This window comes from Sorangium sp. So ce381 (assembly GCF_051473845.1).
Classification (GTDB): domain Bacteria; phylum Myxococcota_A; class Polyangia; order Polyangiales; family Polyangiaceae; genus Sorangium; species Sorangium atrum.
The window spans coordinates 3,240,879-3,255,398 of the sequence record NZ_CP150336.1; the positions used below are offsets into that span (position 1 = coordinate 3,240,879).

The 14,520-nt window shown below is 70.3% G+C and carries 8 protein-coding genes; 3 read left to right on the forward strand and 5 right to left on the reverse strand.

Going from position 1 to position 14,520, the window contains the following annotated elements; genetic code table 11:
• Positions 1-134 precede the first annotated feature (134 nt).
• The 3 genes from WMF29_RS12375 to WMF29_RS12385 all read left to right on the forward strand — a co-directional run bounded on the left by WMF29_RS12375 (position 135) and on the right by WMF29_RS12385 (position 3,434).
• Positions 135-776 (forward strand): glutathione S-transferase family protein, encoded by a 642-nt coding sequence (locus WMF29_RS12375; protein WP_437329030.1) that lies wholly within the window; start codon positions 135-137, stop codon positions 774-776.
• Positions 766-1,755, forward strand: coding sequence for an RNA polymerase subunit sigma-70 (locus tag WMF29_RS12380; RefSeq protein WP_437329031.1), 990 nt, complete (start codon positions 766-768; stop codon positions 1,753-1,755). Before WMF29_RS12375 ends, WMF29_RS12380 begins: the two co-directional genes overlap by 11 nt.
• Before the next feature lie 200 nt (positions 1,756-1,955).
• A complete protein-coding gene (locus tag WMF29_RS12385) occupies positions 1,956-3,434 on the forward strand; it encodes an FAD-dependent monooxygenase (RefSeq protein ID WP_437331111.1) in 1,479 nt (492 codons plus the stop codon).
• A 76-nt stretch (positions 3,435-3,510) separates the two neighbouring features.
• Here the strand turns inward: WMF29_RS12385 and WMF29_RS12390 are convergent, their stop codons facing one another.
• From WMF29_RS12390 to WMF29_RS12410, 5 genes are all read right to left on the reverse strand, one after another.
• A complete protein-coding gene (locus WMF29_RS12390) occupies positions 3,511-5,421 on the reverse strand; it encodes an ATP-binding protein (RefSeq protein ID WP_437329032.1) in 1,911 nt (636 codons plus the stop codon).
• A 328-nt stretch (positions 5,422-5,749) separates the two neighbouring features.
• Positions 5,750-6,907: a hypothetical protein gene (locus WMF29_RS12395; protein ID WP_437329033.1), complete on the reverse strand. Its 1,158-nt coding sequence runs from the start codon at positions 6,905-6,907 to the stop codon at positions 5,750-5,752.
• A 115-nt stretch (positions 6,908-7,022) separates the two neighbouring features.
• Entirely contained in the window at positions 7,023-10,340 is a 3,318-nt protein-coding gene (locus WMF29_RS12400; RefSeq protein ID WP_437329034.1) for a beta-propeller domain-containing protein, read from the reverse strand.
• A gap of 464 nt (positions 10,341-10,804) precedes the next feature.
• On the reverse strand, positions 10,805-12,049 hold the full coding sequence (locus WMF29_RS12405) for an ATP-binding protein (RefSeq protein WP_437329035.1): 1,245 nt from the start codon (positions 12,047-12,049) through the stop codon (positions 10,805-10,807).
• 109 nt (positions 12,050-12,158) lie between these two features.
• Entirely contained in the window at positions 12,159-13,652 is a 1,494-nt protein-coding gene (locus tag WMF29_RS12410; RefSeq protein ID WP_437329036.1) for a protein kinase domain-containing protein, read from the reverse strand.
• Positions 13,653-14,520 lie beyond the last annotated feature (868 nt).

Below are 14,520 nucleotides of genomic sequence, written 5' to 3' on the forward strand. Positions count from 1 at the left end.
AGCAGGAGCAGGTGGACGAGCTCCTGGCCCGACTGGGCGCGGGCGCTTCGGCCGGCCGCGGTTGAAAAAACTTCGCGGCCCCCGAACAGTTTCGGCCCCGGCGGCAGTCTTGGATGGGAGAGGTCAAGATCGCCATGAAACTCTATGATTTCGCGTTCTCTCCCAACTGCCGCAAGGTCCGTGCCGTCGCCTACGAGCTCGGCGTCTCGTTCGAGCCGGTCCATGTCGACCTCTTTCAACGAGCTTCCCGCGCGCCCGAGTTTCTCGAGCTGAACCCGAACGGGCGCGTCCCGGTGCTGGTGGACGACGACCTGGTGCTCTGGGAGTCGACCGCCATCATGCGCTACCTGGCCGCAAAATGCGGCGGCGGCCTGGTGCCGGCCACGGCGCGCGCCCAGGCCGAGCTGGATCGCTGGCTGGCCTGGCAGCTCGCGCACCTGGGACCGGCCATGACAGCGGTCGCGTTCGAGCGCATCGTGAAGCGCCTGACCGGCCAGGGGGCGCCCAACGAGGCGGTCATCGCCACCAGCAGCGCCGACTTCGCGCACCTCAGCAAGGTGCTCGATGCGGCGCTGTCCGGGCGCGACTACCTGGCCGGATCGCTCTCGCTCGCGGACTTCGCGCTCGCGTCGCACTACAGCCTGGCGCCCCTGTGCGGGCTTTCGCTGGCCGAGTTTCCGCGCATCGAGTCGTGGCTCACGCGCGTGCTCGGCCGCGATAGCATGCGCCGCGCCCTCGCCGACGCCCAAGCTGCCATGAGGCTCCATGCCGCCTAAAGACGACGCCACGTTCTTGCGATCGGTCGAGCCCCTGCGGGGCGCGATCCGCCTGCACTGCTACCGCATGCTCGGCTCCGCGCACGACGGCGACGACGTGGTGCAGGAGACCTGGCTGCGCGCCTGGCGCGCCAAGGATTCGTTGGCGGACGAGGCGCTTGTCAAGCCGTGGCTCTTCCGCATCGCGACCAACGTCTGCCTGGACGAGCTGAAGCGCCGGCCGCGGCGCTTGTTTCCGACGGACGCGTTCCCCGCGACGGAGGACGCCAGGCCTCCACTGCCGCGCGTCGAAGAGCCCGTCTGGCTGGAGCCGATGCCCGGCGCCTGGCTGGAAGGCGTCGAGGAGCGCGACCCCCAGGCGCGCTACGCGCTCAAGGAGAGCGTCGCCTTGGCCTTCGTGGCGGCCCTACAATGCCTGTCCCCGCTGCAGCGCGCGACGCTGCTGCTCCGCGACGTGGTCGGACTGTCGGCGGCGGAGACGGCGCAAGCGCTCGCCACGAGCGTGGAGGCCGCGAACAGCGCGTTGTTCCGCGCCCGCACCGCGATCGGCAGCAAGCTCGGCGGGGCGGAGCCGGTCGACATCGCGACGACCACGCAAGTGGATCCGCGTCTGCTCGAACAGTACGTGCGCGCCTTCGAGGAGGCGAACCTGGACGCCCTGGTCGCGCTATTCCACGAAGACATGCGCACCACCATGCCGCCGGCGCCAACCTGGGTCTCCGGGCGCGCCGCCAACGAGCGCTTCTACCGGCGGATGTTCGGCAGCATCGTCCCTCGGCAATTCCTGCACTTGCGCATCGCCGCGAACGGACAACCGGCGTTGGCCTTCTATCGTCCCCGAGCCGCTGGCGCGCCACACACCCTGTCGGCGATTCAGCTCGTCACCACGCGCGACGGCGCGATCGCGACCGTCGACCATTTCATGCTGCCCGAGGTGTACCCCCTGTTCGGCGTGCCGTCGGAGCTGCCCACCTCATGAGCGAGTCCATTGGGGCCCGTCGCCACGATCCCCCACGAACGCCGCACGATTGGAAAATTCGGCGCGCCGCCGTGTGCCGAGAGGCGCGCGTGCAGCGAGGAAACGAGCGCGCCTCCCGTCCGTCTCCAGCCCCAGCGTATACCAGACATGGGGGCTTGCCGGAAGCCCCCGGGCATGCCGCACCATGCTGCACCATGAAGATGCCGAAGCACGCCGTGGTGATCGCTGGTGGAGGTCCGACGGGACTCATGTTGGCGGCCGAGCTAGCGCTGGCGCGGATCGACGTGGCCGTCGTCGAGCGGCGCGAAAACCAGGACCTCGCCGGCTCGCGCGCGGGCGGCCTGCACGCGCGCACGATCGAGGTCTTCGATCAGCGTGGCGTCGCGGAGCGCTTCCTCTCACAAGGGCAGGTGATGCAGGTCGCCGGCTTCTCGTTCATCCCTCTCGACATCAGCGACTTCCCCGTTCGCCACAGCTACGGGCTCGCGCTCCGCCAGAACCGGATCGAGCGCATCCTGGCCGACTGGGTCTCCGAGCTGCCGGTGAAGCTCTATCGCGGGCGTGACGTGACGGGGTTTGCGCAGGACGATACGGGCGTCGACGTCGAGCTGTCTGACGGCGTGACGCTACGAGCGAAGTATCTCGTCGGGTGCGACGGCGGTCGCAGCCTGGTCCGCAAGAAGGCGGGCATCGACTTCGCCGGATGGGACGCGTCGACGAGCTACCTGATCGCGGAGGTGGACATGGTGGACGAGCCCGCGTGGGGCGTCCGCCGCGGCGAGAAGGGCGTCAACGCGCTGGGTAAGCTGGAGGACGGAAAGCGTGTCGGCGTCGTGCTCGTGGAGCCGCACGTCGGCAAAGCCGACAAGCCGACGCTGCAGGACCTGCGCGACGCGCTCGTCGCGGTCTACGGCACCGACTTCGGTGTTCGTAACCCGACCTGGCTATCCCGATTCAGCGACATGGCTCGGCAAGCGGTGTCCTACCGAGACCGGCGTGTCCTCCTGGCGGGCGACGCGGCGCACGTGCACGCGCCGGCAGGTGGACAGGGGCTCAACATCGGCGTCCAGGACGCCGTGAACCTGGGATGGAAGCTCGCCCAGGTGGTGAGCGGCACATCGCCCGACAGCCTGCTCGATACCTATCACGCCGAGCGGCACCCCATCGCTGCCCGCGTGCTGCGCCTGACCATGGCACAAACCGCGCTCGGTCGCGGCGACGATCGAACGGAGGCCCTGCGCGAGACCGTGACCGAGCTGCTCAAGATCGACGAGCCTCGCAAGCGCTACGCCGCGATGATGTCGGGTCTCGACATCCGCTACGACCTCGGTGAAGGACACCCGCTGCTCGGACGTCGCATGCCCGATCTCGACCTGGTCACCGAGGGCGGACCGCTGCGCGTATTCACGCTGCTGCACGAGGCAAGGCCGGTCTTGCTCAACCTCGGTGAGCCGGGGGCCTTCGACATCGGTCCCTGGGCCGCTCGTGTTCGGCTGCTCGATGCTCGCCCCGCTGGTGTGTGGGAGCTCCCGGTGCTCGGCGCGGTACCTGCGCCGACTGCTGTCTTGATCCGACCCGACGGACACGTCGCGTGGGTCGGAGAAGGGACGGACCACGGCCTTCGCGACGCCCTCACCACCTGGTTCGGACCGCCCACGCAGCGGAGCGCCACCGCGTAGAATGCCCCGGCAGTCTTCCACCAAGGAGACGTCGTCGTGGAAGAACCGTCGGCCCGGTGCGGGCGCGAGGTGCGCTTCAGCGATCGGCGAGCGGCAAGGTGAACGAGAAGGTGCTCCCGTCGCCAACCCGGCTCTCCACCCAGATTCGCCCACCGTGCGCCTGGACGATCCCCCGCGCAATCGCCAGACCGAGGCCAGTGCCGCGCTGCCTGTTGTTCGGGCGCGTCCAGTACGGGTCGAAGATGAGTGGGAGGTGTTCGGCCGCGATTCCGACACCGGAATCCCGGACGTAGATCCCCACCTCGCCGTCGAGCGCCTCGGCACGCACGCAGATCGCCCCGCCGTCGGGCGTGAACTTGTGGGCATTCCCGAGCAGGTTGGAGAGGACCTGGACGACCCGGTCGCGATCGGCGAGCACCCGCGGCAGATCCGTCGGAACCTCCACGTGCACCGACAACGAGCGGCTGGTCGCGCCGAAGCGCACCGTTTCCGTCGCATCCGCCACGAGGTCGGAGACCTCGTGGGGGGCGGGCAGGATCGATAGTCGGCGAGCGTCGATGCTCGCCACGTCGAGCAGGTCGGCGATGAGGCGGTTGCTGTGGCGCGCTGCGCGCTCGATCGTCCGTACGCCATCCCGCAACTTCTCCTCGTCGACGCGGGACGCCAGCTCCCGCTTCAGCAGGGCCGCCCGGAGCATGATGGCGCTGAGGGGGTTGCGAAGATCGTGGGCCACGATGCCGAGCATCTGCTCCCGCTTCCGGACCGCATCCTGTGCCTCGGCGCGGGCGCGCATCTCCGACTCGAAGAGGGAATTGCGCTCGACCGCCTGAGCGCACTGATCCGCCATCATGGCGACCAGCTGGCGCATCGCCGGATCGAGGCGGCACGGACCCTCGATGACGAATACCAGGCCGCCGAGATCCCGACCGTGGAGCCGGAGCGGCAGCGCCACGAGGCGTGGCGAGGCCATGGCGGACATGGTGGGGCTCGGGGCGAAGCGCGTGGCGGCCCCCTCGACCTCGTCGGGGTCCGGCAGGATGACCAGCTCGCCGCGGCACAGGGCCAGGACGACCGGCTGCTCCGGATCGGACGGGATCGACGGGAAGGGCGACGTCCCGTTGTCGCCGATCGAGGCCACGAGGCGCAGCCCTCGTGGGTCGTCCGTTCGCAGGTAGGCCTGCGCGCCCTGGGCCTGAAGGATCGCGCCGATCGCGCGGATCGCGACGCAGGCCGACTCTCCGGCGCTGCACGTGCGGGCGAGCGCGGCCGTGACGGCCTGCAGGCGGGCGAGCTGCTCGCGCGCCTCCTCTGCCTGGATCCGCCCCGCCTCCTCGGCCTCACGGCGGCGACTTTCCCATGACGCCTGCAGCTCGCGCTCGATGGTGTAGGCGATGTGCGCCACCAGCGCGAGCCGCTCGGGGCTGCCGGTCGCGACGGACGTGCTGACGTCGATCGCGCCGATGATCGTACCGTCGGGCGCGTGGATCGGCGCGCCGGTGCACGTGCAGTCGTCGAATGCGCTCGCGAAGTGCTCCGGCCCGACGATCGCGACCGGGCGATTGGCGGCAATGGCGGTGCCGGCGCCGTTGGTCCCCATCGCCCGCTCCGACCAGTCGAATCCGGGCAGGAGTCCGAATGTCTCCATCATCGAACGGGACGTGCCGATCGAGTCGAGGACGATGCCGTCCCCATCGACGACGTAGACGGCCGGCTCCGACGCCCGTAGGAGCGCGGCGGCCCAGTGCAAGTGAGGGATGGCGGCCCGGACCAGGTCGGCGCTTCGTTCCAACCTTCTCGCGAGCTCCTCGTCGTTGATCCGCCGGAAGGGCGGACGAACGGGGTCGACCGCCGCCGCCCGACTGCGCTCCCATGAGTCGAGTACGAGACGGCGCAGCGGGTCGGCGAGATCCAGCTCGCGGACGAAGTCGTTCCACGTGCGGAACCGTTCTTTCGCGACCGTGGCGCCCGGCGTTCCAGCATCCCCCATGGACATCAACCTCGTAACACGAGAGCTGCGCCAAAGCACGAGCCTGCTGACCCGATAGCTCGCCGTTCACGTCACCATGCTGCGGAGCGTGGTCGGCGTCGTGCGGCTGCTTGGCCGCATGGTTGTGTTCTCTCGCATGGCTGCCGGGGCGAGGGCCCTGTACGTCAGGGAAGATGTCGACTCCTCAGCCCGGCAGTCCGGCCTATAGAGCTCGGGAAATCGTGACCAGGGCGAGGTTGGAGAATTCGCCTGAGACTGGAGTATTCGAGGCTTTTTGAGAGACGATGGTTCAGCGGTCAGCGGATGGCGGGGTTGCTGTCCCGCGGTGCTAGCCGGATCGCCGGAACAAGCTCATCAATCGCTTGAGCAGCCCCGGTTTCGCGGTCGGCGCGGCCGCCGCCGGCTCCGCCTGGTCGCGGCGTGCTGACCTTGGCGCCGCGTCGCGGGGCTTTGCCACAGCGGCGTCACGGGGCTTTGCTGCAGCAGGAGGTGCTCCGGGCTCCTCACGGGCGGCCTCTACGCTCTTGTCCGCGGTGCGCTCGGCCGCGCGGCTCGGTGCCTGCTTCCCTGCGTTCTTTTCGGCCCGCGCCTGGACTCTGGCCTTCATTGCCTCCTTGGCGGTGAGCGCGGGCTTCTTCTTCCGCGGGAATGCGGCGCTGGGGGGAGGCACCCACACGGCGTCCCGGCGCGGCTCGGGAGTCGCCGTCGTCTCCGGCGCCGGAGCCGGCGCCGCGCCGCGCGTCTCGGCGGGCTGCGACTGCCGCGACGACTTGCGGGAAGCGTTGGCCTCTCCGGCGGCGGGCGCGCGCTTCGCGTCGGCGAGCGCGGCGTTGCGCTCCGCCTCGTTCTGCGCGGGATCCGCGGCGGCTGCCGCTCGTTGCTCTCGCGTGGCGGCGCCCGGAGCGGGATGGGCCGCGGGCGCGCGGGTCTGGGCAGCGCCCCCGGCGCCTGTCCGGCCGCGCGGCGTCGCCCCATCCCGCGCCCGCCTGGCCTTGTCCGGCGAGCGCCGCTCGGCCGCGCCGCCGTCGCGCGCCCCGCGCTCGGCCGGGCCGCCGTCGCGCGCCCCGCGCTCGGCCGGGCCGCCGTCGCGCGCCCCGCGCTCGGCCGGGCCGCTGTCGCGTCCTGCGCGCTCCGCCGGCCCGCGCTCGTGCGCTCCACGGTCGTCAGGTCCACGCTCTGCCGGCCGCGCCGAGCGCCGCGGCGGCGGCTCCTGCGAGGGCGCTGGCGTGCGCGGCCGGCGCATGTCGATGACCCGCGGCGGCCGCGATCGAGCGGGCGCCGCGGCGGCGGGCGCAGCGGCGGCCGGCACGACCGCGGCGTCTGCTGCGCTCGCTGCGCCCGCCGTCGTGGTCGTCGCCGTGCCGCCGGAAGAGGCCTCCACGCCCGCCTCCGCCGCCCCTCCGGCGGCTTCCGTCGCGCGCTCCTCGACGGGCCCCGCGCTCTCCGGTTGCCCCTCCCCGTTTTCCGCTGTGCTTTGCTCGACCATGGGGCTCCTCCATAGCGTTGTCGGGCGCTCCGCGAAACCGGATCTCACCGCCTCGCGCCGTCGCGGCAAGCCGGCCCGGGGCGCTCGGCCCCGGCCGGCTTGCCTTGCGGCCCGGCTACTCGCCCAGGTAGGGGACGAGGTTGACGGTCTCGCGATCGAGCTGGTGAATCCCGAAGCGCCCGGCGGCGAACAGGACCTCCTCGCCGCTGGTCACGAACCTCTCGGGCCAGCCCCAGAGGGGGAAGAACGCCTGTGCCTTCGGCGCCTCGGGCTCCTCGAGCGAGATCGCCAGGGCGCCGCCGGGCACCTCGAAGAGCGCCCGCATGTCGGCCGTGTGGCGCAGCGACGCCCACGAGGCGAGTCGGACGGTGGAGAGCACGTCGAACTCGGGGATCGCGGGGTTCTCGTTCTCGTTCTCCGGCTCGGGCGGCGGCGCCTCACCCGCCGGCGAGAGCGTGGTCAGCTTCTGGTTCGGATCCCATCCGCCGTACCACCCGTTGCCCGGACGCCAGATCAGGCTGTGGGACAGGACGGGCAGCCCGCGGCCGTCGATGGAGATCGCGTTGACCTGGCGGTCGGGGAACTTCTGGTACTCCTGCAGGTACGCGAGCCCCTCGTGCACCTCGAGCCGCGCGATCGCCGTCTCGATGAACTGCTGGCCCCACACCCTGTCCCTCGCGTAGATCGACGCCCCCTGGATCGCGAGGACCTCGCCGGGCACGTTGATCCCCGGATCGAGCGCGGGCTGCGACGGGTCGGTCAGATCGAGGTGCGTGAGGAAGTACTGCGTGCGCGGGCGCGGATCGTCCGGCGCGAGCCCGCTCATCGAGCGCTTGATGTTGAAGTAGAGCTCCCCGTCGTCGTTGAGGACATTCACGGTCTCGTTGTCGTCCGGCAGCGCGACGGCCGGCGCCACCGTCGGGTGGTCCGGGTCGGAGAGGTCGACCACGTGGACCTCGATTTGTGCCCAGCTGCGGCGCGGGACGTACTCATAACAATACGTCGACGTGATCCCCACGATGTCGTTCCGGTCGACCTCGACCGGCGTGCAGCTCGTGTCCGCGCCGGGGTGGTCCGTGCACTCCGCGAAGCCGCCGTTGCAGTACTCCTCGCCGCCGATGTTGCGGCACGTGCGCTCTCCGGCCATGTACGTGCAGCCTTCCTGCCCGAAGCAGCCCGGATCCTCGACCGAGTTGGTCCGGCACGCCCAGCCGACCCCGAGGTCCTCGGAGTGGCCGATGACGCGCAGGAAGGCGAGGGCATCGCGCCCGGGGTGCACGGTCGAGAACGAGCTCGCCCCACCGTAGTAGCCGCCCGTGGCGGGGAGATCGCTCGTGTCGAGCGTGCCCGCCCGCCGCGGCGCGGTCGGATCGGACAGGTCGATCACCTCGAGGTGGGTCACCTTGCCCACCCAGTTCTCGAAGGTGGTGGTCAGCGACACGAGCAGGTCGCCCACCTGATGGAGCTGCGCGTCGGCCGGCAGATCGAAGGTGGCGATCGGCTGCGCGAGCTGGGTGAGCCCGGCGCTCGGCACGACCTCCGCCTTGATCTTCCGGTTCTCGGCGGGGGTCCAGTAGAGATCGTAAGGCATCTTCACGCGGACGCGGTGCTCGCCGAACGCGAAGACCTTCACATAATCCGGGGCGAGATCGAGGTGTCCGAGCTTCTCGGGCGTGTCGAGCTTGTCCTGCGCATAGAGGGTGAGCTCCTCATCGGAGACGTTCGCGGTGGCGATGTCCTCGGCGCGGAACGTGCGGCGCGCGGGCGTCCCGTGCTCCATCACGCCGCGGCGGGTCAGCGTGGTGTCCGAGAAGGTGAAGATCTGCACGCCGGAGAACGGCCGCCGGTAGTTGTCCACGGTCCTGCTCGCAGAGAACGGGAGCAGCACGAGGCCCGTCTCTGGCTCCCCGCCCGGCGCCACGGCGTCCACCGCGTCGTCGAGCACGGTGAACGCGCGATGGTCCCAGTCGGCCTCGGACCAGCTCCAGCCCTGGGCGCCGCCGTCGATCTCGGCGCGCGCCACCAGCGGATCCTGGCTGGTCAGATCGGTGATGTCGTAGAGGCTGGCGGCGAGCTTCCGGCCGTTCTGATCGTTCACGCCGATGCCGATCAGGCGGGTCGCGCCGAAGACCGGGCGGAAGAAGTTGTTCCACCCGGACACGATGAACTCGCTCTCCTCGGTGATGTTCCCGCTCGGATCGATGGAGAAGGCGTGGAACGGATCCTGACGCCGGTAGGTGACCGCGAACGCCCTGTCGTCCAGGAAGATGGCGCCGTAGAGCGACTGTTCGGCGCCGAAATCCTCGCTGTCGATCGGCACGATGTTGTCGGGATCGGCCGCGTTCCAGGTCTCGAGGTAGCTGGGCGACCCGTCGGCCCACTGCGGACCGGAGAAGACCCGCAGCATGTTGTCGCGGAAGTCCATGTGGAACTGGGAGCGCACGTAGCCGGCCGCGCTCACGCTGTCGCGCAGCACCATGGACCCGTCGCGGTTCGAGATGTCGATGATCGAGATCTCGCTGGGATCCTGCGACCAGCTGCCGCTGTTGCGCGCCACGAGGAGCACGTCCGCCTCCGCGTGGATGGCGGTCACGGTGTCGCCGAGCTCGATCTCGCTCCTCTCGACGAGCGCGTCGGCGCCGACATCGAAGCTCCGGACGAGGGTCTTGTTGACCCACTGGAACTGCCCGGGGTTGATCTCCTCGAGCTCCGAGCCGTTCGAGGCGATGTAGAGCGAGCTCGCGCTCTCGCCGCGCGCGAGGCGGCTCGTCATGATGGCGCCCGTGACCGGGTATTGCGACAGGAGCTTCGGCGCGGCGCGGTCGGCGATGTCGATGAACAGCACCGTCCCGCCGGTCCGCCGCTCCACGGTGAGGCCATCGGCCTTGAGCTGGTAGCCGGCCCAGTCGTTCAGGAGCACGACCGCGCGGTCGCCGACGACGTACATCTCGACAGGGGTGCCGGCGATCTGCATCTGGCCCAGGAACTTCGGGTCCGACGGGTCCTGGATGTCGATGACCTGCAGGCCGCGGAAGGTGTTGAGGTTGAGGAGCTGCCCGCCGCCGAGGACGCGGTAGATGTCGCCTTCCTCGAGCTCGCGGCTCTCTTCCTCTTCTTCCTCCTCCTCTTCCTCTTCTTCCTCCTCGCCGAGGTACCCCTCGGTGAACGGATCATCGGCCGACACGAAATCGGTGGGCCCCTGTGGGGTCTCGGGCTCTGGCTCCTCGGGCTCTTCCTTGGGAGGATCGGGGTCAGGCTCCTCCTCCTCGGGCGGAGGGTTCTCGTTCTCTTCTTCCTCCGGCTCCGGCGGGGTCTGCTCCTGGGGCACGGGGTTGGTGCCGTCGCGCCCGCATCCCTGTCCGAGCATCAAGAGGAGCGCGGCCATCACGCTGGCCTGCGCCGACAGCACGCCTCTGAACAGTGCTCTTCTCATCACCACGGCTCACTCCTCCCTGGTACCTCGCTCGAGGTACGGAGACTGCACACATCGATGGCTCGACCACGGTTCAACGTGGTCGGAACGTCGCGGCTCGAGGGCGGCGTTGCGGCGAGTCCCGGCGAGCGATCGAGGGCGCGTCCGGCACGGCGCTGCCCGCGATCGAGCCGGTCTTCGCGCCTTCGTGCTACGGCGGACCGTAAGCTTGCATCCAGTGGAGTATCCACCTTCTGGAGGAGCCGCTCAACGTGGAATGCTGCGACGGAACGGCGGCAGAGCGGATCGCTCGGCGTGGCGCAGCAGGGTGTCTTGGGTGGAGCGGAGCGCCGAACGCTTACATGTGGCGGCGTCTGCCCACGCGACGCGACGCTGGTTGACCTCGGCTCGTGCCGGTCTGCGGGGCGCTCAACGCCCTCTATCGTGACGTCGAGCGGGGCGAGACTCGCGTTCTCGCTCGCCGATCAGGCCGCCTCTTCCTTCTCTTCCAATCGCGCCACCGGCAGCGCCACGAAGAACGTCGACCCCTTGGAGACCACGCTCTCCACCCAGATCCGCCCGCCATGGCCCTCGACGACCCGCTGCGCGATCGCGAGCCCCAGCCCGGTCGAGCGCTCCCCCCCGGTGCTGACCGTCCTCGCCCGCCCGAACGGCCGGAAGAGCTTCCCGAGGTCCTCCGCCGCAATCCCGGGCCCCTCGTCCCTCACCGACAGGATCACCTCGGCCCCTCCGCCGGCATCCCCCCCGCGGCCCCCCTCGACCCGGACGCGGATGGTCGTGCCCGGAGGCGAGTAGTGGATGGCGTTGCTGATGAGGTTGTTGAGCACCTGCTCCAGCTTGTGGACGTCGACCTCGACCCGCGGGACGCCCTCGTCGCTCTCGACGACGAGCTTCATGTTCTTCTGCCCCGCCAGCACCATGTTGAGCGCCACGTTCGACTCGACGAGCTGGACGATATCCGTGCTCTTCCTGTCGAGGTTCAGCTTGCCGAGCTCGATCATCGACACGTCGAGCAGATCGTTGATGAGCGAGAGCATGAATTTGCTCGAGCTCCTGATCATGTTGACGATCTCGACGCCACCCTCCTTGAGCAGCGACGACGGCTCCCCGCGCCGGTGGCTCATCAGCATGAAATCGCTGTAGCCCAGGATGACGCCGAGCGGGTTCCTGAGGTCGTGGGCCGCCATGCCGACGAAGCGGTTCTTCTCCTCGTTCAGCCGGACCAGCTCCGCGTTCTTCGCCGCGAGCTCCTCGTGCATCTGGACGAGCTGCCGGTTGCTCTCCTCCAGCGTGTCGGCGTACTGCTTGAGCTTGAGCTGGCTCCGCTTGTGCTCGATGGCATAGCGGATCGTGCGCTCGAGGATCTGCGCGTCGAACCTCCCCTTCACCAGGTAATCGGCGACGCCCGCGCTCATCGCGGCCATGTCGATCTCGTCGTCGCCGACCCCCGTCAGCATGATGATGGGGATCGCGCAGCCGAGGTGGTTGGCCTCGCGCACGACGTCGAGGCCCGTCCGCGCGTCGAGCCGGAAGTCGAGGAGGCAGACGTCGTAGCCGCCGGCGCGCAGCGCCCGGATCGCCTCGTCCGAGCTGCTCAGCCACGTCACGTCGTACCGGGTGCGGGGAGCGTCGCGCAGGAGCCTCCGCGTGACGAGGTGGTCGACCTCGTCGTCATCCACAAGCAGGACCTTCATCTCGCTGTCGTTCATCGGGAGCCTCGACCACGCCGGACATCGGCGATCTCCCGCCGGCAAGCTTCGCGCCACGCCCCCGGCATCGCCCCCGCCGTGGCGGAGGCCAGGGTCTTCGCCCCGACCCTCATTGCCGGCGCTTCTGCTCTTCCGCGACGCCCACGAGCGCGCGCGCCAGGGTGATGAGCTGCCCCGCGTCGAACGGCTTGACGAGGAACGCCGAGGCGCCGAGGCGCGAAAGGCACTGCCAGTCGGCCGCGCCCCCGGTCCCCGTCGCCACGATGATCGGGAAATCCCCTTGTGGGAGCTTGCGCACCGCCGCCGTGAGCGCGATCCCGTCCAGGCCGGGCATGTCGAGGTCGAACACGCCGAGGGAAGGGCGGTTCGCCTCGATGGCCGCGAGCGCCGCGGCGCCGTCGGGCGCCGTCTCGATGGCCGCGCCGGGCAGCGCCTCCGCGAGGACGCTGGTGAGGAAGCTGCGGAACGACGGGCTGTCGTCGGCGACCATGACGCGCGTCGTGCGCGCGTACGCCGGCATGGCGCCGCGCGCGTCGAGCAGCGCCTCGCGCAGCGCCTCCGCGCTCGCCGTGCGCTGGTCGGGCTCCTTGGCCAGCGCCGCGAGCACCGGCGCGTCGAACGACGCCGGCAGCTCCGTGCAGAGCTCGCTCGGCGGGATCGGGGGCTGATACGCGTGCTGCATGACCAGATCGACGGTGCTCGTGCTCTGGAACGGCAGGCGGCCGGCGAGCAGGTAGTACGCGACCACCCCGAGCGCGTAGACGTCGATGCGCGGCAGCAGCGCGGGATCGAGCTGCCGGCCCAGCGCCACCTCCGGCGCCAGGTACGCCGGGGTGCCGGAGAAGGCGAGCTCGATCCGATCGCCGCGGGGGATCCGCTTCGCGAGCCCGAGATCGGCCACCACCACGCGGAGGGCCTGGCCGACGAGGATGTTGCTCGGCTTGACGTCGCGGTGGGCGATGCCCGAGGCGTGGATCGCCGAGACGCCGAGGCAGGCCTGGTCGAGGACGCTCAGCGCCTCGTCGAGGCCGAGCCGGCCTCCCTTGCTGTGGACATGCGTGTCGAGCGTGACCCCGGGCACGTACTGCATGACGAAATACGGCGCGTTCTCGTACTCGCCGAACGCATAGATCTCGACGACGTTCGGGTGGTGGACGCGCGCCATCGCGCGCGCCTCCGCCAGCAGGCGGGCCTGCATCTGCGCGTTGTCGAGCTGCTCGGGCCGGAGCAGCTTGATGGCGACGTCCCGCTGGAGCTGCTCGTCGCGCGCCAGGAGGATGACGCCCATCGCCCCTTCTCCGAGGCGACCGAGGACGCGGTAGACCCCTCCAAGCAAAGTGCCCTCGGGCGGCACCTGAACCGCGCTGCCTCCCTCGTGCATGCTCGAGCGCGCCGCGGCCTTCCAGAGGTCCTCGTCGCTCAGCGTGGAGCCGTCGCCGTCCCGCTCGGCCGGCGGCTCCGCCCGCGCGGGAGGACGGTCGCGTACCACGGTGTCGACGCCCTGCAGCGTATCCGCGACGTCGGGCACGAGCGGCGCGGGGGGATCGCCGCCGTTTGCGCTTCCAGTGCTGAAGCCGGGCGAGCCGTCCGCCGCGTCTGCCATGGTGCGCATGATACGTGCCCTGCGCATGCCTATCAACGGAGAGCGTCATGCGCTGCAGCTGCGAACCGCGGTGCACGCGGCGGTCTGGCGGCGTGTCGCGGGCGCGGCACGGTCAAGCGGGATGTCGCTGCTGTGGCAGGATGCCACGCTGCGCGGCGAGCGTGGCTTTGCGCCGCGCTCGCCGGCCGTTTCGCGCGCTCCGCGCTCGCCGCGGCTGGACGAGCAGCACGAGCGGCGCCGCGAGCCAGAACATCGAGAGCGCGGCCGTGGCGAGCGCGAAGCCGCTCGTGGGCGCGGAGGAACCGGTCGATCTCGTAGCCCTGACCGCGGAGCAGGTCGAAGAGCCGCTCGTGCGCCTTCGCGTGCGCGGGGCCTGGGGAGCCCGTCCCGGGCGCGGGGCAGCGGGGCGCGGGCGCCGCTCCGCGTTCATACCAGAGCTATTGAACTGGGGTCAATCATGCCGCGGCGACGCGGCGCTGCGCGGGGGGGGCCGGGCGGGCGGCTGGCTCACGCTGCTCGGGGCACGCCGAAGAAGCGATGGCCTTGACGCGTGTCGCCGGCCTCGATTGTTTCAGCCGTCCAGAAGCGATCCCTCTCGTCAATCCATGGCGAGCTTCGCCTTTTCCCCGCCGAGCATAGCGACGGGCGAGCCAGCACGGCGGCAGGGTCGTCACGATCACCTCGACCGTGGGCTTGCAGGCAGAGCCAGGCCGCATGCCTGCCGTCGAACCTGCCTGTCGGCGGAAAGGCGGTTGCCGCGGGAGTAACCGTCCGGCGATGAGGGAGTTTTTGAAGGCCGACGTGAATCGGAATGGCTATACTCGAATGGCCATGAGGATGCTCTCGGTTGAGTCCGTCTGTGCCGGCG

Bases quoted from the DNA above. Each gene is read 5' to 3' on its own strand.
- WMF29_RS12375 (WP_437329030.1), top strand. From the start codon at position 135: ATGAAACTCTATGATTTCGCGTTCTCTCCCAACTGCCGCAAGGTCCGT.
- WMF29_RS12380 (WP_437329031.1), top strand. From the start codon at position 766: ATGCCGCCTAAAGACGACGCCACGTTCTTGCGATCGGTCGAGCCCCTG.
- WMF29_RS12385 (WP_437331111.1), top strand. From the start codon at position 1,956: ATGCCGAAGCACGCCGTGGTGATCGCTGGTGGAGGTCCGACGGGACTC.
- WMF29_RS12390 (WP_437329032.1), bottom strand. From the start codon at position 5,421: ATGGGGGATGCTGGAACGCCGGGCGCCACGGTCGCGAAAGAACGGTTC.
- WMF29_RS12395 (WP_437329033.1), bottom strand. From the start codon at position 6,907: ATGGTCGAGCAAAGCACAGCGGAAAACGGGGAGGGGCAACCGGAGAGC.
- WMF29_RS12400 (WP_437329034.1), bottom strand. From the start codon at position 10,340: ATGAGAAGAGCACTGTTCAGAGGCGTGCTGTCGGCGCAGGCCAGCGTG.
- WMF29_RS12405 (WP_437329035.1), bottom strand. From the start codon at position 12,049: ATGAACGACAGCGAGATGAAGGTCCTGCTTGTGGATGACGACGAGGTC.
- WMF29_RS12410 (WP_437329036.1), bottom strand. From the start codon at position 13,652: ATGGCAGACGCGGCGGACGGCTCGCCCGGCTTCAGCACTGGAAGCGCA.